The sequence below is a fragment of the Cryobacterium sp. Hz9 genome (genome assembly GCF_004402825.1).
GTDB lineage: Bacteria > Actinomycetota > Actinomycetes > Actinomycetales > Microbacteriaceae > Cryobacterium > Cryobacterium gelidum.
This window is the reverse complement of the sequence record NZ_SOFC01000012.1, coordinates 116319-134928: the sequence shown is the minus strand read 5'-3', so window position 1 is coordinate 134928 and position 18610 is coordinate 116319. Positions and strand designations below refer to the sequence as shown.

Below are 18610 nucleotides of genomic sequence, written 5' to 3'. Positions count from 1 at the left end.
TCCACGAGTCTCTTTACCGGAACCAAACCGATGCACCTCACGCTGCCATGAAGCCGAGTGTCAGCGCGGTGCATGCCGCGGGCCGTCAACACCGCCTAGCGGCGGCACCAGAAAGATCGCGGGGGCCAGGGGGCACGGTCGACCTGGCGGCAGCGGGACGCGTGGACGTGCGAATTCATTCCCGCGTGACGTTGCACACCAATTGAGGCGCTGTGGGCCCGTTGCTGGTGACCGGCAATTACACTCGATGAAATGACTCCTCCACAACCCGCAGAGGCGGCCGCCCACTCAGGTCGTTCGCTGCCGCGACTACTCGGGCAGCTGGCCCTCGGGGCTTTTCTGTTGCTGGCGGGAATAAGCCATCTCACGTTCAATCGGGAGGCATTTCAGGCGCAGGTTCCAGCCTGGGTTCCCCTGAACACGGACCTGGTTGTCGTGCTCTCCGGAATCGCCGAGATCACCCTCGGAATCGCACTGCTCGCACTGCACCGCTGGCGGGTTCAGGTCGGCTGGGTTGTTGCCGCATTCTTCGTCGCGATATTTCCTGGCAACATCTCGCAATTCGCCACGGCGACCGACTCGTTTGGGCTGAACTCGGATCTGTCGCGGGGCATCCGCCTCGCCTTTCAGCCCCTGCTCGTGCTCTGGGCGCTGTGGGCTACCGGTGCCTGGCGGGCCTGGCGCGGGAGCCGGCGCCGTGAATAGGGTGCGAGCCTAGGGCGCAGTAGTAATCGGGCGTGAGCGCAACCACATGCCCGACGAGGGATGAAACGGCAGCAGAGCATGCAGGAGGAGTCCGGACAGCGCCGTGACGGTTACCGCTCCGATGGCGCCGAAATTCATGAACTGCGCCTCGACGTTGACCCCGGCCAGCGTCGTCACGGTCCAGCCGAGCGCCCACAGCGTGGCCATGCCGAGGGCCCACAGCCAGCGTCGCCGTGTGCGCGGCGGTAACCCCACGGCCTGCGCCGCCCCGAGCACGATCCCGGTGATCGCTCCCATGAGAGCCAGCTCCGGCAGCGTCGTGCGATAGTTGACCACCGTCGAGCCCAGAAGTAGCCCCAAACCCAGGCCAATCCCGGTCAGCGGAATCCAGTTCAACGGATTGAGACGACGCCGGCTGACCAGCACCTGACCGACGCCGATAACGACCCCACAGACCGCGCCACCGATGAGGGCGGAGACGGGGTTGCTGACGCGCCCACCGACCGCCGTGCCGGCGAGACCCGCGATTGGGAACGCGAGAAATCCGACCAGCCAGAGCAGCCAGGTAGACAGAAAAGTGGGGTTGCGAAAGCTGGGATTGCGATGGAGTCGCCGCATTCTGGTCAAGATTCTGCTCCAGTCCTCGGTGCTGGTGGGTGAGTGCGGTCCAAGTCAGTCAGAAGATCTTCGGACCGACATGCAGACATGCTACGCCCAAGCCGTTGCGCTTAGGCCACAACCGCCTCCGGCGACGCCAACGGCGTGATGTAGGAGTAACCGGTGGCGGTGTTCTTGGTGATCGACAGTACGAGCTGCATATGCGGCTCGAGCGCGGTGACCTTGTCGAGCGGTGCACCCACCATGAGCTGAAAGCCGAGTCCCTTCCACGCGGCGATGGCTCGGCCGGCGAATTCGGCGTCGGATTTCACGAAGCCCTCGTCGAGGAACACCGGGGCAAAGCGCGGCCGGGTTCGGCTTTCATCGCCGAGCTGAAAGCGCAGGGCGGCGCCGACCACGAAGGCCACGAGCTCCTGCGACTCGCCACCGCTTTTACCGCCGAGTGACGAGTACGTGCTGACTTCGACGCCGTCCTGGGTCACGCGTACGGCGGTGATCTCCACGTGCGCTCGCACGTCGAGCAGCAGGTCGCGCTGCGAGCCATTCAAGCCGTTCAGACCGTCAGGCCGGCGAATGAGGCCCATAAACTGCTGCAGCCGGGTGAAGCGGTCCGCGGTTTCGTCGTCGGTGAACTGTTCCGTCGACCCCGAGGAGAGCATCTTGAGCTCCTTGCGAAACGCGGTCGCGTCATCGCGGTGCAGGCGGCGCAGCGAAATCTGGAGGCGGTCGCGGGTCGCGCCGAAGGGCAGGGTCGCGAGGATCTCGTTGATCGGTCGCAGGCGATCTTCGATCTCTTCGATCGCCGTGTTGAACGCGCCGGTGAGGGGCACGAGGTCCTGCCCGCTCCACGCCGACAGTCGACGTTTCCATTCCTGGCGCCGCTCGGAGAGGCCGAGGGTGCGGATGGCATCGAGGATGTCGGTGTAGCTCGTGACCGATTCGAGCGCCACGCCGATGTTGGGGTCGGGCCAGCGGCCCTGGTAGCTTTCGAAGATTCCGATCATGGTCGCGCGATCGCGGGCGGCGAGGCCCCGATCTTGCGCCGATTGGGCGATCAGCCTCTCGCGCAGGCGCTTCAGGCCTCCGGGAAAGCCGACGAGATCGTTCCGGTCGGTGACCAGCGCGAACTGCTCGCTGAGATGTGCGGAATGCTCGGCTGACAGACTCAGTGCCGCAGTCCGTTCGATCTGGTCGAGTCGGTCGTTGACCGTGTCCTGCGCGTCGACGATGCTGCTCTGTTCCTCATTGAGCACTGCCCCGGTCTGGTCGGTGCCGTGCTTGAGCTTCTGGGCAGCGTCGAGTTCGCGGGTGAGCCGGCCCTCTTCATCGTTCAGGGCGCGCAGAATATCGCTGCCGGCCAGCATCCGTTCTTGTTCGGACTTCTTCTCGAGAATGTGGGCTGCGGCGGCCGCGACGTCGATGGCAGGCCAGTCGGTATCAAGAATGTGCTGGTGAGCGGCCCGTTGGTCGCGCAGCTGAGAGAGTTGCTCTGCAACAGCGGATGCCCGACCCCAGGCCGCGTCCGCCTCCGGCCCCTGCGCGGCCAGCTCCGCCGCAATGTCGTCGAGCCGGGCCCGGCTGGAAAACCCGATGATCGATTTCTGGCCCGTGTTCGTGCCGTGGGCGCCGCGGGAACCGTTGCGGGTCTGGCCGCTCGGGGTCACCCGTGCGCCTGCGCCCCCCGATTCGGACGGGCCCCCCAACTCGGACGGGCTTGCCACGCACAGTGCGTCGAGATTCGATCCCCGAAGACGCGCCTGCACCCAGGCGCTGAACGGCGAGTCCTTCACGTCGAGCTTGCCCGACACATAGCGGGAGTCACCGGCGACGGTTTGGTGCGGCTGCAGCGTCACACCCTCAAAGTGGATACGCAGAGGCAGCTGCAACGGATCGATCGCCGCGCTCAGGTGCGCAAGCCGGGTGTCGTCAACGAGCAGAACTCGCACGACCGACGACAGGGTCACCTCGGCGGCCTGCCGCCACTGCTCTTCACCGGCGGCAAGGTCGATCAGTTCGGCGACGAACGGCAATTCCTCGGCCGGAATGCCCGAGGCCTCGGCGATCATGAGCCGGGCGTTGTGCAGGGCGAACGGCACCAGACTCTCCCGCCCGGTCAGAAACGCACGTTCCTGTTTGAGCGAGCGGATACCCTCTTCCACCGGGTAGGCCGCGCGCTGCAGCGCCGAGCGGGTCGCCTCCAGTGCCGTCTCGGCGGCGGCGAATCCACTGATGAACGCGTCAGCCTGCCGCTGGGCGGCCGCAAACGCGGTGGCCGAATCGATCGATGAAGCGAGGCCCTGTGCCCGATCGTCGAAACCGGCACGCTCACGAGCCGCGGCCTCGTGCCGGTCGCTAAGGTGCTCGAGTTCGGTCTGCAGCCGTTCGAGCACGTCCCCGCCGTTGTCGCGCTGCTGCTGTTGCAACTGCACGATTCGGGTCTTGAGCGCGGTTTCCCCGTCGCGGGCCTGCGCCTGCGCGGTCTGGTTGGCGCGGCGTGCGGCCCGGTTGGTGTCGGCGGCGTTCTCGAGCAGGGTCTGTTCGGTGAGCAGCTGCCAGAGCACGAACGGGGTGTCCCCCGGCCGCTGCGCCCCGAAGGTGTCGACCAGGTCAGCGGTGGCGGTCGCGGCCACGAAAGACTTGTGCAGCTCAGGCAGGCGTTCGAGCACCTGGGCCTTCTGCGCCTCGGTGACCATGGCGCCGTAGGAGCGTTCGAGGTCTTCGAAGTGGTCGACCGCCTTGTCAGCGGCGGCGAAGGTCGCGGGCTCTTCAAGCACCATCGACTTGTAGAGTCCGTCGACCGTTTTCACCTGCTGGCCGGCCTGGATACGGGCGAGCAGTCGCAGGGCCTTACCGCCCTCACCGTTGGCGCCGATGCCGAGGCGGGTGTAGAGCGTTTGGGCGAACGCCGCGTACGTGTCGAACACCTCGAGGCCCTCAAACCGCGCCTTGAGGGCACGCTTGTCGAACCGGCTGTCGGCGACGGAGGCGAGATCGCGCAGGTCGAGGCATCCGTCTGTCGTGGCCATTTTCATGCTGACGTCGGCGAATTTGTGGGCGCCACGCGGCACGAAGTAGACCCGCAACACGGTGAACCGGCGCTGGTTGTCGTCGATGAAGGTCATGGCGACGGCGCCCCAGGTCGCCTCGTGCGCACCGCGCAGAACCTGGTCGGTCAGTTCCCCGGTGTCGGCCTCACGGTTGGCGTCGGTCTTGCCGCGGAGGTAGGTCATGAGGTTGCGCTGGTCGACGCTGCGCGCGCGGCCGGAACCGGCATCGTTCGACGCGCCGTTGAACGGGGTGTCGGAGGGCATCATCAGCGCCAGATAGGCGTCGAGCAGGCTGCTCTTGCCGGTGCCGGACGCTCCGGAGACGAGCGTGGCCGCCGCACTGAAGACGATCTCATGGTGGCCGTGAAAACCGCCCCAGTTCACCAGTTGCATCGATTCGGCCCGCCATTGGGTGGTGCCCGCGGTGGCGCCGTCGATGTAAAACAGCGGAGAATCATTCATACGAGGGACTCCAGGTGCGAGGCGGCGAGCGGTTCACTGTTTTCCTGGCGCAGCCAGTCGAGCAGTTCGCCGAGGCGTTCGACCGACAACAGCACCTCGATCACCGCCGAGATACGAAAACGGTCGGGGTCGCTCGTTTTAAGGAGCACCCGCGCCTTGGCGAGACTGTCGACCGCGGCCGACGCCTTGCGGGCGTCGCCGGAGAGGTCGGTCGCGTGTTCCGGGCGAAAGTGCGCGACGTTCTCGACCAGATTGTCTCGATCGACGAGCACGATCTCCTGGCCGTTGGCCCGTTCGCTGCGAAAGCGTTGGCGCAGCAGCACGAGCAGAATGGTCTCTTCGCGGGTGCACGCGACGTCGTGCAACAGCGTGGGAAACCGTTCGCCGCCCTCGGCGACGGCCTGCCGTTTGAAGGCCACCTCGTAGTGCAGGTCAACGTGCAGGTCGAGAAAGACGTCGTTGAGGCGCGACTTGATCAGGCCCTTCGACCGGAGCAGGGTCTGCCATTCAGCCGGCTGCAGGGCTGCCGAGATGTAGCGGTGCTTCAGCAGCAGCACGAGGGTGCGGCGCTGTTCCGCGCTGAGTCCGCCCTCGTCGCCCTCGAACAGGGAGAGGCTCACCGGGTCGCTGTCGATAGCGCTGTCATCAGCGGGGCGATCGTCGGTCATGTTGTCGGTCAGGTCGTCAGTCATGCCGTGAACCCAAATTCTGGGCGGCCAGAGCCGCCCTGTCGTCGTCGGTCAGAATGCGGCGCGGCACGTCGAAGAGCCGCACCGAGCCATCCGGTCGCACCGTTTCAAAGCTCTCCAGGCCCGCCGGGCCGGTCGGCGCCGTCAGCTGGGCAGCGAGTTGCAGCAGGCCGAGAATCTCCACCGGCCGGCGCAGACTCGCGTCGAAACCGTTGAAGGCGCTACCGACGGATGCCGCCTTCCCCGCCCCGAAAGCCGCCACGAGGGCATCGCGCAGCTCGCCGAGCAGCGGCCCGCCCTGCTGGCGCAGGTCGCCGAGGCTCGGCGCCGCGGGTGCAGCGGCGGACACGTCAGCCAGCGCGGGCGGACCCTTGTGGGCCATCGGGTCGTAGAAACGCTCGCGCAGGTGTTCCACCTCGAGGGTGCCGGGCATGAGCTCCGCGGTGACCGTGGAGCGCGGCCCTGCGGTCTGCATCCAGGTCGCGAGTTCGCGATTGACGCCCCGCAGCACGAGCTCCAACTCACGATCTTTCACGACGTCGTGGTTGACGATGTGCTCCCGCAGTGTGGTGGTGAGGCCCTTGCGCTGGGTGAGTACATCATCGATGCCCTTGCGCAGCACGGTCACCGTGCTCATGAAGCTGCGCCGTTCATGAAGACTCAGTTCGAGGGCGAACGGATGCAGCAGAATCGTCTCCAGGTCAGCCTTCAGCCCCTGCATGAGAGCGTCGTTGCGCAGCAGGGTGAATGCGCCCTCGAAGGCGCGACCCTCCGCGGTCGACGACATGAGCGTATCCGTTTTGGCCAGGTAGTCGTCGAGTACCTCGCTGATCGGGCGTTCCTCGCCGCGAAAGTCGCTGACGATCTGTCGGTGCATGGCCGCGACCGATTCTTCGACCCGTTTGAAGTCGCTCGGCAGCTGTGCGATGAGGTCGATGAGGTTTGCATAGCTCTCGTGCATCTGCTCGTTCGAGGCGGATTCGATGTCGCCGCCGTTGACGAGACGGTCACGCTCGCTCGTCAGTTCCTCGATCTGCTGGTCGAGGCGCCGCACCCGTTCGTCGCGATCGGGGTTGGCTTCGGTGGCCCGGTGGCGCACGGTATCGACGATCGTGCTGAGTCGGGATTCGCTGATCAGCGCCCTCGTGCTGGCGAGACCGTCCACGAGCAGCAGGGCTTCCAGGGTGTGGCTGGTGAGCGAGTAGTGCTCCTCGTTGCCGTCACCGTTTCCGTCGGCGGCCCCGCGGATCTCCCGGTACAGCCACAGATCGTTCATCCACTGCACGCAGAGGGCCCGACCGGTTTTCTCGGGGGCGTCGATGCCGGTACTGCGGAGGTCGGCGAGGTAGGCATCCACCTGGGTATGCAGCAACTCGCAGGGAACGCTGCGGCGGTCCCTGCTGAACGAGCTCTTGAATACCGCGAGTACGAACGGCGCCCATTTGCGGTCGAGCAGGCGCAGGGTGGGTTTGTCGAACGCCTCGCGCACCCGCGCCAATTCGCCTGCAATGTCACTCATGAGCTGGTTCCCTCTCCAGCTCTCCACTTTAACCGACTGGCCCGGGCGCACCTGACCCGCGGGCGCTCAGCCAAGCAGGCGCGGCCGCTTCCAGTCAGCGCCGTGCACGTGCTGGTCCAGGAACGCGAACACGGTCTCGTACCAGAGCACCGCGTGCTGCGGTCCCAGGATCCAGTGGTTCTCGTCGGGAAAGAAGAGGAACTTATGGTGCGTGCTGCCGTCGGCATTGGCGTGGTGTTCGGCAAGCTCCGACCACAATCGCAGGCTCTCACCGATCGGCACCCGGTAGTCGTGATCACCGTGGATGACGAGCATGGGAGTGACAATGTCGCGCACGGCCCGGTGCGGCGAATTGTCGATCATGCCCTGCGCCGAGAAAATGCTCTGCCAGTATTCGGAGTTGTCGGTCGTTCCGTTGAACTGATCGAGCGACCACAGGCTCGCATGGCTCACGATGGCACGGAACCGGTCGGTGTGACCGGCGACCCAGTTGGCCATGTAGCCGCCGAACGATCCGCCCATCGCGGCGGTGAGGGTCTCGTCGATCTCGGAGCGGGCTTCGGCGGCATCGGTGATCGCGAGCAGGTCGGTGTACGGCTTGGCGCCCCAGGCGTTCCAGCCGCGCGCGATGAAATCGAGGCCGTACCCGGTCGACAGCGCGGGGTCGGGCAACAGCACCGCATAGCCGCGGGCGACGGCGAGCAACGGGCTCCACCGCCAGCTCCAGGCGTTCCAGCTGTTCAAGGGACCGCCGTGAATCCAGAGCAACAGCGGGGCCGGATGCTGCGGTGCGGCTCCATCAGGCAGCAATAGCCAGGCGCGCACCCGTGTTCCGTCCTCGGCGCGGGTCTCGACCTCGGTGATCGTGCCGGGAACATCGGGCAGCACGGCCGGCGTAGCGAGCGGAGTGATGCTCGCTACGCCAGCGCCGGAACGGCCGATGCGCACCGGATGGGCCGGCGCGATCCAGGACGAGCGCAACGCCACAAGGTCGCCGGTCCCGGCGTCGACGCAAACGTTGGTGTAACTGAAGTCATCGGTGGTGAGCTGTTCGGGGGGCCCTCCGTCAAGCGGTACGCGAAAGATCGGCCCGCGACCGTCGTGGTCGGCGGTGACGATGAGGGCGTGGCTTACGTCGCCCGGAGCGCCGCCCTGCTGGGCGTCGAAGACGAGGCTCGACGGCCAGCGGTCCCAATCGGCGGCGAGACGGCGCGGGTGGCCGCCGTCGAGGTCGGCGACCCAGATTTCCTGGTCGGCCGGGCCCTCCGGGGTGCTGAAAGCGGAACGCACGAAGGCGATCGTCCGGCCGTCGAGGCTCACCGCCGGTGATTCGAAGTGCACCTTCGGTTCGTCGAACAGGATGGTCTGGGTGCCGGTCGTGACGTCGATCGACACCAGGATATAGCGGCCGGAGCGTTGCTCGGCGACCCGTAGCGCGGCGATCAGCGTGGATCCGTCGGGGGTCAGGGCCTGGCCGGCGGTATCAGCCGTGCGGCCGGGGGTGGGCGTGAGGTCTCGGGGACGCGGGAGGTCGGCCGGGTAGGGGGCGGGAGCATCCGTCGTGGACGGGGCAGCAGATTCGGCCGTGTCGACGGCGATCATGTCGTGCAGACTGGAAAGGTCGAGCGCGAGCAGGTGTGGTTCGGCGGGGCCGAGGTTGTGGTCCCAATAACGCACCGGGTAGCTCTCGTGCAGAATGGCCGCGACCTTCTTGTCGGCGCGCTCCTTGCGGGCAAAGCCTTCCGCTTCGAGGTCGGTGGCGCTCGGCAGTAGGTCGGCGGCGATCACGAGAGAGTTAGCCGCGGTGGCCACCGCGGCGATGCCGGATACTCCCCCGGCGAGGCGGGTGATCGCGCGGGCGTCCCCGCCGGCCGCCGGCAGCAGCCAGAGCTGGGCGGCCTCCGAGACTTTCACGGCACCCTGGTCGGCGGCGGTGTCGGGGCGGGCGGAGACGAACACAATGTCGCCGGTGGCGGTGAAGGCCGCCCCGGATTCGCCCTTCGCCGACCGGGTCAGGCGCGTCGGTACACCGCTGCCGTCGGCGGCCGCCGACCAGAGTGCGCGCTCATAGCTCGTGCGATCGTGGGTCAGGGTGGCGACGGTCAGCACGACCCTGCGGGCGTCGGGCGAGAGCGCGAGACTTTCCACGCGGGGCAACGCGATGTAGTCGTCGAGGCTGGAGAAGGGCGTGGGGTGAGACTCCGATGTCATGCTTTGACGCTAGCGGGTCGCGGCGCCGTTACGTTCCGAGCGGCGCAGTTCCAAGCGGCGCCGCGCCCACCAGATACAGCCGCTGGGTGGCCCGGGTCATCGCAACGTAGAGCGCCCCGGCGCCGCGTTCGGAGGCCGCGAGGATGGCCGCTGGATCGACGACGACGACCGCATCAAACTCCAGCCCCTTGGCGTCTTGCGGGGTGAGCAGCGCGATCTGGCGGCTGAGACCCAGCGCCCCCACGCCGACCAGGTCGCCGAATTCGGCCCGCAGCGTCGTATCAAGGTCGTCGATACCGGCCTCCACCACAATCACGGCGAGGGTGCCGCCAGTTGCGAGCGCCAGGTCGCGGCGCACCGCCACCGCGGCCTCCGCGACCGTTTCTACCGGCCATTCACTCGAACGCACCGTGCGGGACGGCGTGATCGGCAAGCGGTGCGACATGGCGACCGTCTCGGCCGCCGTGGCAATCTGGCTCGGTGTGCGATAGTTCACGGTCAATTCTTCGAGCCGCCAGCGATCGGCTTCGGGCGAGCCGTCGAGCACCGGCTGCAACGCCTCTTTCCAGCTCGCGGATGCCGCCGCGCTCGCCGCCTGCGCGATGTCACCGACGATCGTGAACGACCGGCGCGGACCGCGCCGCACCACCAGACGCCACTGCATCGCAGACAGCTCCTGCGCCTCGTCGATGACGATGTGGCCGTAGGTCCAGCTGCGGTCCCGTGCGGCGCGTTCGCTGGTCGTGGATCGTTCATCGAGTTCGGCGAAATTAGCGGCGAGGTCCTTCGCGTTGACGAGCCCTTTCACCTGCATGTTCTCAATGGCCGTTTCGGCGTTCTCCACGTCACGCTTACGCTGTTCCTTGAGCGCGCGCTTCTTCGCCTGGTCGACCGCGTTGTATTCTCCGAGCAGCTCGGCGGCCTCATCGAGCAGCGGAATGTCGGCGATCGTGAACTCCGCCGTGCGCGGTCGCGCCAGCAACTTGCGTTGGGCGTACCGCCAGCGCGGGGTCAACTCGGCCAGCCACTGCGGCCGCGCGTACAGATCTTGCACCAGCTTCCGTGGGGTCAGCGGCAGCCAGGCGGTATTGAGCGCGACCCGCACATCGTCGGCCAGGCGCAGGTCTTCGCGCAGCATCGGCAAGTCGGTGTCGTCCATCGAACGGCCCTGCTGCTGCAGTTGCTCGAGCCAAACCCGGGAGAGCGCGTTGATGGCGGTCTTCACGAATGTGACCCGGGCCTCGTTGTGGGTCTTGCCGGTGCCGCGGGCGCGCGCAATCGCGTGCGACACCAGCTCGGGCTGCAACACGATGCGGTCGCCGTTCACGACGAGCTGCTGCGGGGCGGCGGGGGTGCGCTGCCGGGAGTGCACGGCTCGCGCAATGAGGTCGGCCATGAACGCCTGGCCCTTCAGCGCCGCGACGGCGGGGGCATCCTCGCGGGTCGCTTCGACGCCGGGAAAGAGCTGGCCGACCGAGGCGAGCACCACGCCGGTCTCACCGAGCGAGGGCAGCACAGCCTCGATGTACTGCAAGAACGAACGCGACGGGCCGATGATGAGCACGCCGCTGTCCCGCAGCCGATCTCGGTGGGTGTAGAGCAGGTAGGCGGCGCGGTGCAGCGCCACGGCGGTCTTACCGGTGCCGGGGCCGCCCTGCACGACGAGAACACCGGCCAGATCCGAGCGGATGATGCGATCCTGCTCGGCCTGAATGGTCGAGACGATGTCGGACATGTGCCCGGTGCGCTGCGCCGTGAGCGCCGCGAGCAGGGCTCCTTCGCCCTGGTGCGCGCTGGCATCCGGGTCAGCGAGCAGGGCGACGTCAAGAATCTCGTCTTCGATGCGGATGATGTTGCGCCCCTTGGACAGCAGGTGGCGGCGAGCCCGGGCACCGAGCGGAGTGGCAGCCGTGGCCTGGTAGAACGCGCTTGCCTGCGGCACCCGCCAGTCCAGCAGCAGCGGCTTGTGGTCTTCATCGCGCAGGCCGACCCGGCCGATATAGCGGTAGACCGAATCGCCCGAGTCATCGGGCACGGTTTCGAGCCGGCCGAAGGCGAGCCGATCGTCGACCTCCCGCAGTTGCACGATGCGGTCCTCGTAGAGGCGGGCAAAGGTGTCGCGCTCACTGCGGGACTGGTGGTTGCCGCCGACATCGAGCCGGCGCACCGCGATCAGTTGGTGTTCGGCCTCTTTCGCCAGCGCGTCCAGCCGCGCATAGAGCGCCCCGACATAGTTCTGTTCCCGAACAAGCTCCTGGTCGATCACAAAACTCCCCTTAAACCGAAGCCCCCAGTTTAGTCGCGGTCAGTGTGGGCATTGCTGTGTGTCCGCATCCGCTCATGTGTCGAATATTTACGCACGTGTTCGCTTATTGTCGGGCGCGGGAACAAGCTGTGGTCATGTCAGTCATCAAGGTCGCACCGCTGGAGCATATCCGGCGCGAGCGCAGCAGCATCAAGTGGACTCGGTTTCCCGCCGACGTACTTCCCTTGTTTGTTGCCGAGATGGACTACCCCCTGGCTCCGGCCATCGTCGCGACACTCGTGGAGCGCGTGCAGGCCTCCGACACCGGCTATCTCGATGGCCCGGGCCCGCTGGCTCCGGCCTTCGCCCAGTTTGCGCTCGACCGGTGGGGCTGGAGAGTCGACCCGAGCCACGTGCACCTCGCGACCGACGTGAGCGTGGGCATCGTCGAAGCGCTACGCCTGGCCGTGCCGGCCCATGGTCGGGTGGCGATCACCCCGCCGGTCTACCCGCCGTTCTACGAACTCGTCGAGGAGGCCGCGGCATCCGTTCTCGAAATATCGCTGCTCGAACAGGGTGAGCGGTGGGCGCTCGACCTCGCCGCGCTGGAGCTCAGCTTTGCCAGCGGCATCGACGCTTTTCTGCTCTGCAACCCGCACAACCCGCATGGCATCGTCTGGGAACGCTCGACTCTGGAGGCGCTTGCCCGCCTCGCCGCGCAGTACGACGTGTTCGTCATCTCCGACGAGATCCACGCGCCGCTCACCTACCCGGGCGTCGCGTTCACGCCGTTCGCCCCGCTGGCCCTGGCCGCCGGCGCTCGCGCGGTCACCGTGACCTCGGCAAGCAAGGGCTGGAATGTGGCCGGGCTCAAGTGTGCCCTCGTCATCGCCGCCGATGACGCCACCAACGACCTGCTGAACCGGCTGCCCGAAGAGGTCGCCTGTCGCACCAGCATCCTCGGCCTGCACGCCAACATCGCCGCGTTCTCCTGTACCGACTGGCTCGACAATGCCATCGATCAAATTGTCGACAACGATTCTCTGCTGGATTCCCTGCTTCGCGAACACCTGCCCGCCGTGATTTACCACCGGCCGCGCGCCGGCTACCTCGCCTGGCTGGATCTGCGCCACCTCGGCCTCGGCGAGAGCCCGTACCAGCGCATTCTCGACGAGGCCCGCGTCGCCCTCAATAACGGCGAGTGCTTCGGCCTCGGCGGCCAGGGGTTCGCCCGCCTCAATTTGGCCTGCTCGCCCGACACCCTGCGCGAGGCCGTCGCCCGTATCGCGGCGCTCGTCGCACGGGTCGATGCCGCTTCTGCCGATTGCCCGACGGCGGCGACCGTCTGATGACGACAACGGATGCCCCGCTCCCGACCAACACCGACGCAACAGGAAGTTTCATGGCCACGCCCGCACCAGCATCGACTTCACTGAATTCTGACGCCACCGAGGTGGTCGCGCCGATCACCGATTGGGACGCCTTCAGCTTCGACACCCGCCAGGTGCACGTCGGCGAGTACGCCGACGAGAACCGCGGCGCGCGCATTCCGCCGCTCACCCTGAGCGCCGGCTACGTCTTCGACTCCTTCGATGACGGGGCCGCCCGGTTCAACGGCGGTTCCCGCGAACCCATCTACTCCCGGCAGGGCAACCCCACCAACGCGGTCGCCGAACAGCGGCTCGCCTCACTCGAAGGCGGCTCCGCCTGTGTCGCCGTGTCGAGCGGACAGGCCGCGATCAGCGCCGCCCTGTTCGCGCTGGCCGAATCGGGCGAGCACATCGTCTCGACCGCGAGCATCTATGGCGGCACCCGCATTCTGCTCGGCCGGAGCTTTCGCCGCATGGGCATCGCGGTCGACTACGTCTGGGACACCGACTCCGATGCCGCCTGGGACGCGGTGATTCGGCCGGAGACCAAGGCGATCTTCACCGAGACCATTCCGAACCCGCGCAACGACGTCGTCGACATTGCCCGCATCGCTGCCGTCGCCCGCCGCCACGGCATTCCGCTCGTCGTCGACAACACCGTCGCCACGCCGTACCTGATTCGCCCGTTCGAGCACGGCGCCGACATCGTCGTGCACTCGACCACCAAGTTTCTCAGCGGCCACGGCGCCGGCGTATCGGGCGCGGTCGTCGACGGCGGCACCTTCGACTGGGCGGCGAGCTCCCGCCGCTACCCGCTGCTGACCGACTCGTTGCGCCCCGGCCTGCCCTCGCTGCTCGACCGGTTCGGCCCGGCCGCCTACGCCCAGTATGTGCGCGAGGCCGTCGTCAACGACGTCGGACCATCACTGTCGCCGTTCAACGGGTTTCTGTTGCACCAGGGCATCGAAACCCTCTCGCTGCGTATGGAACGACACGTCGACAACGCGATCGCCATCGCGCACTGGCTCGAGGAGCAGCCAGAGGTCGAAGTCGTCGACTACGCCGGCCTGCCGAGCAGCCCGCTGCACGAGATCGCGCAACAGTACTACAACGGCCGGACCGGCTCGGTGTTCGCGGTCACCGTCAAGGGCGGGACCGAGGGTGCCCGAGCGTTCACGAACGGTCTGCGGGTGTTCAGCCGCATGACCGGTATCGGCGACACCCGCTCGATGGTGCTGCATCCACTCACCACCACCCACGCGTCCTTTGCCCCCGATCTGAACGCACGCCTCGGCATTACGGCCGGCATGCTGCGCCTGTCGGTGGGCATCGAATCGCTTGACGACCTTCTGCTTGACCTCCGCGGGGGGCTCGACCGAGTCGCCGGCATCCTCTAAACGCTAGGTACTCTGAATTCATGAACCTCATCGCGCCAAATTTTTCTGCGCCCACTTTCTTCCGCAGAACGGGTACACGCACCTCGGCTGCACGCACCTCGGCTGCACTGGGCGCGCTCGTCCTGCTCGCCGCGTTGAGCGGATGCGCCACCGATTCCGGGGCCGGCTCGCCGGCATCCGCTGCCGCCACCGCCACAGCTGAAGCGGGTGCTGCGGCCGTCGATTGCGCCGGCGTCAACGTCGTCGTCGACTTCGGCACGCTCGACGCCGCCCCGGTCACCGAGTGCGTCGACGCGACCGAGGCGATTGCCGCGAGCGAGACCCTTGCGACTTCCGGCGTCACAACCGCGGGAAGCGTGGAGTACGGCGACCAGATCGTCTGCCGTGTCAACGACCGCCCGGCCGCTGACGAAACCGTCGTGGTCGAGGGCCAGGAATCGTTCACCGAAACCTGCGCTTCGATGCCGCCCGCGTACGCATACTGGGCGCTCTGGGTGAAAGCCACCCCCGACGCCAACTGGGAGTACGCCCAGGAGGGCCTCGGCACGCTCCAGGTCGAGCCCGGCCAGTCAGTGGGCCTCGTCTACACGACCGGCACCGAAACACCCACGCCCGGCAGCTAAGTGTTTCGCCTGCGCCTGGCCCCGCTGCGCGCGGCAGTCGTACTCGCGGTGGGCTTCGTGCTGCTGCGGGTCGTCTACCGGGTGGTGTTCGGCGGTGCCGGCGCCGGCACGGGACCGCTGCTGCTGGATCTTCCAAGACTCCGGCTCGACGGACCATTCAGCCACATCACCCTGTTCGGCCCGGTCACCCTACTCGGGCTCGGCAACGCGGCGCTGAGCGCCTTGCCGGTCGCCGCAGTCATCGTGTTCTTCGGCCTGCTCAATGCGATCATCAACGTGCAGGCCCTGTTCGCACGCGGTGCCGGTCGCGGGCCGCTGCGCGCCATCTCCCGTTCGCTCGTGATCGCCTGGGCGACCTTTCCGGCACTTTTGGAATCCGTGCGCCGCGTGCGGGTCGCCCGCTCCCTGCGCGGAGAACGGTCGATCGCGTCGCTGCTCGTGCCCATCTTCGAGCAGACGATCGAGCGCGCGCTCGCGCTGGCCGCGTCGATGGAAACCCGCGGCTTCGCGGCCACCCGCGTCCTGACCGGCGTGTGCGAGGCACCGGTGGTGCTCCGGGATGCCGGTTTGAACTTCGGTGCTGCGCCTGACAAGACGGGCTGGCACCTCGACGAGCTCAACGTCACCCTCAAGCCAGCCACCCTCACCGTGATCGTCGGCGCGACCGGGTCGGGCAAAACCAGCCTGCTCCACAGCATGAGCGGCCTGTTCCAGCATTTCTACGACGGCACCCAGCAGGGACGCATCGACATTGCCGGCGCCGACCGGGCCCGCACTCCCCCGCGCGACACCGCCGGATTCGTCGGGCTCGTCGCGCAGAACGTGCGCCTCGGCTTCGCGGCCGAAACGGTGCACGACGAGATCGGCTTCGCCCTGGCCGTGCGGAACGTCGCCCCGCTGATCGTGCACGCCCGCGTTATCGAGGTGGCCGCCCGGCTGAAAATCGAGCACCTGGTCGACCGTTCGATCGACCAGCTCTCGGCCGGTGAGGCCAGCCTCGTCGCGATCGCCGCCGCCCTCGTAAACCATCCCACCCTGTTGCTCGTAGATGAGCCGCTCGCCGACCTCGATACGGCCGCCCGCGACCGGGTCTGCACCGTGCTCGGCCAGCTCGCGCACGAGGCCGGCGTCTGCGTCGTGATCGCCGAGCACAACACGCAAGAGTTCGCCACCATAGCGGATGCCTGGCTGCAGATTCGAGGCAGCCGCGTACACCAGCTCCTCGCCGCTGACCGGCCCGCTGGCGCACTGCCGATGCCCCGGAGCGTGCCGGCTATCGATGCGACGAGAGGTGGCAGCACGGGCGGCATCGCGGCCGTGTCTGCGGTGCCGCTTGCAAGCATCCGCCAGCTCAGTGTTCTGCACCGACCCAAACTGGTCGTCGATGACGTGTCGTTCGACATTGCCACGGGCGAACTCATCGCCCTGCGCGGCAGTAACGGCGCCGGCAAGAGCAGCCTGCTGCGGGCCATCGCCCTGCCGACAAACGCCGAAACCGTGATCGTCGGAGGGCTCGATGTGCGTTCCCTCAAGCGACGAGCGCGCTGGCAGGCCGTGGGCCTGGTGCCCGAGAACTTCGACGACCTGTTGTTCACAATCACCGTGGCCGAGGAATGCCGCCGCGCCGACCGCAACCTGGCGGGCGCCAGCACCGCGCAGACCTTCGCCGGTCTGCTCGGCTTCGACGCGCTAACGGATGCCGCGCATCTGCTGCAGCGTCATCCGCGCGACCTCTCTGCGGGCGAACGGCTCTGCCTTGTGATGGCCATTCAGCTCGCCGCTCGGCCGGCCCTGCTGCTGGTCGACGAACCGACCCGCGGCCTCGATCTCGGGGCGCGCACGCTCGTGAGCGCGGCCCTGGTGCGGGCAGCCGGCCACAGCAGGGCGGTGCTGTTCGCCACCCATGACGAGGACTTCGCATCGGGCCTCGCCACGCGTACCCTGCTCATGCACCACGGCCAGCTCTCTGCCCCGTGTCAGGTGCTCTCGTGAGCAAGATCTCCGCGACCGCCCCCGGCAACTCTCCTGACGCCCCCGCAGGTCGACGTGCCCGCCCCAGCCGGCGCACGGATCGTGCGCGGCCGCGCCCAAGCATCCGCTGGACCTCGTGGATTCTCGGCGGCGGCAGCCTGCTCGCCGCGGCCGCGTTCGCCTGGCCGCTCTTCGTCGGGGCGGTGCCGGCCGACGCGCAGGTCGCAGTTCCGATCGTGGCATTCGCGCTCATCCCCGCGCTCATTGTGGCCCTGGCGCTCACCCTCGACCATGAAATGTATACGGCGAAGACCGTCGCGCTGCTCGGCGTACTCTCGGCCGTCGGCGCCGCCGTGCGCATCGCCGGAGCCGGCGTCGGCGGTGTCGAGGCCGTATTCGTGCTGCTCATCCTGGCCGGGCGGGTCTACGGCGCCCGGTTCGGCTTTCTGCTCGGCATGCTCACCATCGCGGTGTCCTCGATGCTCTGGGGCGGTTTTGGCCCGTGGACCCCGTTCCAGATGTTCGCCTGCGGCTGGGTCGGCGCCGGTGCCGGTCTGCTGCCGCGCTGGCAGAACGCCACGCGGCAGAATTCTTCCGGCCAGCGCATGCGCGCCAACCGCGAAATCTTTCTGCTGGCTGCCTATGGGGTAGTCGCGTCGTACCTGTTCGGGCTCATGATGAACCTCTGGTTCTGGCCGTTTGCGGTGGGCAGTGGCACCGATATCTCTTACACGGCGGGAGCCGACCCCGGCCAGAACCTTGCCTCGTTCGCGCTCTACTCACTCGTTACGTCGACCCTCACCTGGGATACCGTACGCGCCATCACGACCGTGGTCGGTATTGCGCTGGTCGGCCCGGCCGTGCTCGCGGCTCTGCGCCGAGCCCGCCTGAGCCCCCGCCGTTGACCGGCCGGGCGGATTGTCTCCGTGGGAACATCTGCTCCGCAATCCGCGTCTGCGGAGTCGAATATCTCATGGATTCCCGCGCATTTCATGAGGCGTTGAACGTCTCACCGTTTCTTGGCAGCCAGTTGTCGCCGCTGACGTGAGGGCGCTCAAAGATGATCGGACGTCCGCGCGCCGTCTGCCAGTCAGTTGAGTCCGTGACTTGCACGTGCACGTGCGGTTGCGTGCTGTTACCCGAATTCCCGCATGAACCAATGGTCTCGCCCACCTCGACTACCAATCCCACTGTGACGTTCACCGTTCCACGCCGCAGATGCGCGATGAGCACGAAGGGCCCGGACGAACCCATCGCGATAACCACGTGATTCCCTGCGATCGCGCGGACGCCCTCCCGAATGCGGCGGGCTTGCGAGAGCGCATAAGGAATGAGCGCCAATTGTGAGCGGCGGGCCTCATGATCAAGCTCACCGTCGATCGCGGCAACCACCGTGCCCGATGCCGGCGCGAGGATTGGTGCGCCGAATCCGACGAAGACCTCAGGGGACTCTGTTGCCAGCACCGAGCGCCAGCCGCGCTTTCCCGAATGACCGCGCTCGTTGACAGCGACGAAGTCGATTGCGAATGTGGTGCCGAAAAGGTGAGTGCCGTGGCTAGGAACACGGTTCGCGGGGCTGTTCTCCGCGATCCACCGGCCCCGGAACGGTAACCGGAGCACAACTGGAACAGTTTCCAACATCCCAGAACCTCCGCTGGTCGCGCAAATTGTGTCGTCCAGGCGAGCCACACGGTCAGTGTAACGAGAAGCACAATTCACCCCAGCCCCACCATCGGCCACCACGGGCGCAACG

At 67.2% G+C, this 18610-nt stretch carries 13 protein-coding genes; 6 read left to right on the top strand and 7 right to left on the bottom strand.

The genetic code is table 11. From position 1 onward, the window contains the following. The first annotated feature begins 252 nt into the window (after positions 1–252). Complete coding sequence (locus tag E3N85_RS06630; RefSeq protein WP_134461076.1) at positions 253–705, top strand: hypothetical protein; 453 nt, start codon at positions 253–255, stop codon at positions 703–705. 9 nt (positions 706–714) lie between these two features. Here E3N85_RS06630 and E3N85_RS06625 read toward each other — a convergent pair whose 3' ends face one another. The 6 genes from E3N85_RS06625 to E3N85_RS06600 form a co-directional block, all read right to left on the bottom strand. Continuing rightward, positions 715–1323 (bottom strand): hypothetical protein, encoded by a 609-nt coding sequence (locus E3N85_RS06625; RefSeq protein WP_134461073.1) that lies wholly within the window; start codon positions 1321–1323, stop codon positions 715–717. Between the two features lie 110 nt (positions 1324–1433). Then, positions 1434–4832, bottom strand: coding sequence for an ATP-binding protein (locus E3N85_RS06620; RefSeq protein WP_134461070.1), 3399 nt, complete (start codon positions 4830–4832; stop codon positions 1434–1436). Next, positions 4829–5524, bottom strand: a complete 696-nt coding sequence (locus tag E3N85_RS06615) for a DUF4194 domain-containing protein (RefSeq protein WP_134461067.1) — start codon at positions 5522–5524, stop codon at positions 4829–4831. Before E3N85_RS06615 ends, E3N85_RS06620 begins: the two co-directional genes overlap by 4 nt. Continuing rightward, positions 5517–7040, bottom strand: coding sequence for a DUF3375 family protein (locus E3N85_RS06610; RefSeq protein WP_134461065.1), 1524 nt, complete (start codon positions 7038–7040; stop codon positions 5517–5519). The genes E3N85_RS06615 and E3N85_RS06610 overlap by 8 nt, the downstream gene beginning before the upstream one ends. 66 nt (positions 7041–7106) lie before the next feature. After that, the gene (locus E3N85_RS06605) at positions 7107–9251 is read right to left on the bottom strand and encodes an alpha/beta fold hydrolase (protein WP_134461062.1); all 2145 of its coding nucleotides are present in this window, start codon (positions 9249–9251) and stop codon (positions 7107–7109) included. A 28-nt stretch (positions 9252–9279) separates the two neighbouring features. Further along, positions 9280–11517 (bottom strand): UvrD-helicase domain-containing protein, encoded by a 2238-nt coding sequence (locus E3N85_RS06600; protein WP_134461059.1) that lies wholly within the window; start codon positions 11515–11517, stop codon positions 9280–9282. 134 nt (positions 11518–11651) lie between these two features. On the opposite strand from E3N85_RS06600, the gene E3N85_RS06595 reads away from it, so the two are divergent. The 5 genes from E3N85_RS06595 to E3N85_RS06575 are packed head-to-tail and all read left to right on the top strand — an operon-like array spanning position 11652 to position 17762. After that, positions 11652–12845 (top strand): MalY/PatB family protein, encoded by a 1194-nt coding sequence (locus E3N85_RS06595; protein WP_134461056.1) that lies wholly within the window; start codon positions 11652–11654, stop codon positions 12843–12845. Beyond that, positions 12845–14263 (top strand): O-acetylhomoserine aminocarboxypropyltransferase/cysteine synthase family protein, encoded by a 1419-nt coding sequence (locus tag E3N85_RS06590; protein ID WP_370289116.1) that lies wholly within the window; start codon positions 12845–12847, stop codon positions 14261–14263. The genes E3N85_RS06595 and E3N85_RS06590 overlap by 1 nt, the downstream gene beginning before the upstream one ends. A gap of 20 nt (positions 14264–14283) precedes the next feature. Continuing rightward, on the top strand, positions 14284–14886 hold the full coding sequence (locus E3N85_RS06585) for a hypothetical protein (protein ID WP_134461050.1): 603 nt from the start codon (positions 14284–14286) through the stop codon (positions 14884–14886). Next, entirely contained in the window at positions 14887–16878 is a 1992-nt protein-coding gene (locus E3N85_RS06580) for an ATP-binding cassette domain-containing protein (protein WP_134461047.1), read from the top strand. Then, positions 16875–17762 carry an ECF transporter S component gene (locus E3N85_RS06575; protein ID WP_134461044.1) on the top strand — a complete coding sequence of 296 codons (888 nt, stop codon included), beginning with the start codon at positions 16875–16877 and terminating at the stop codon, positions 17760–17762. The genes E3N85_RS06580 and E3N85_RS06575 overlap by 4 nt, the downstream gene beginning before the upstream one ends. Before the next feature lie 85 nt (positions 17763–17847). On the opposite strand, the gene E3N85_RS06570 is transcribed toward E3N85_RS06575, so the two are convergent. Beyond that, positions 17848–18498: a M23 family metallopeptidase gene (locus E3N85_RS06570; RefSeq protein ID WP_134461041.1), complete on the bottom strand. Its 651-nt coding sequence runs from the start codon at positions 18496–18498 to the stop codon at positions 17848–17850. Positions 18499–18610: the final 112 nt, after the last annotated feature.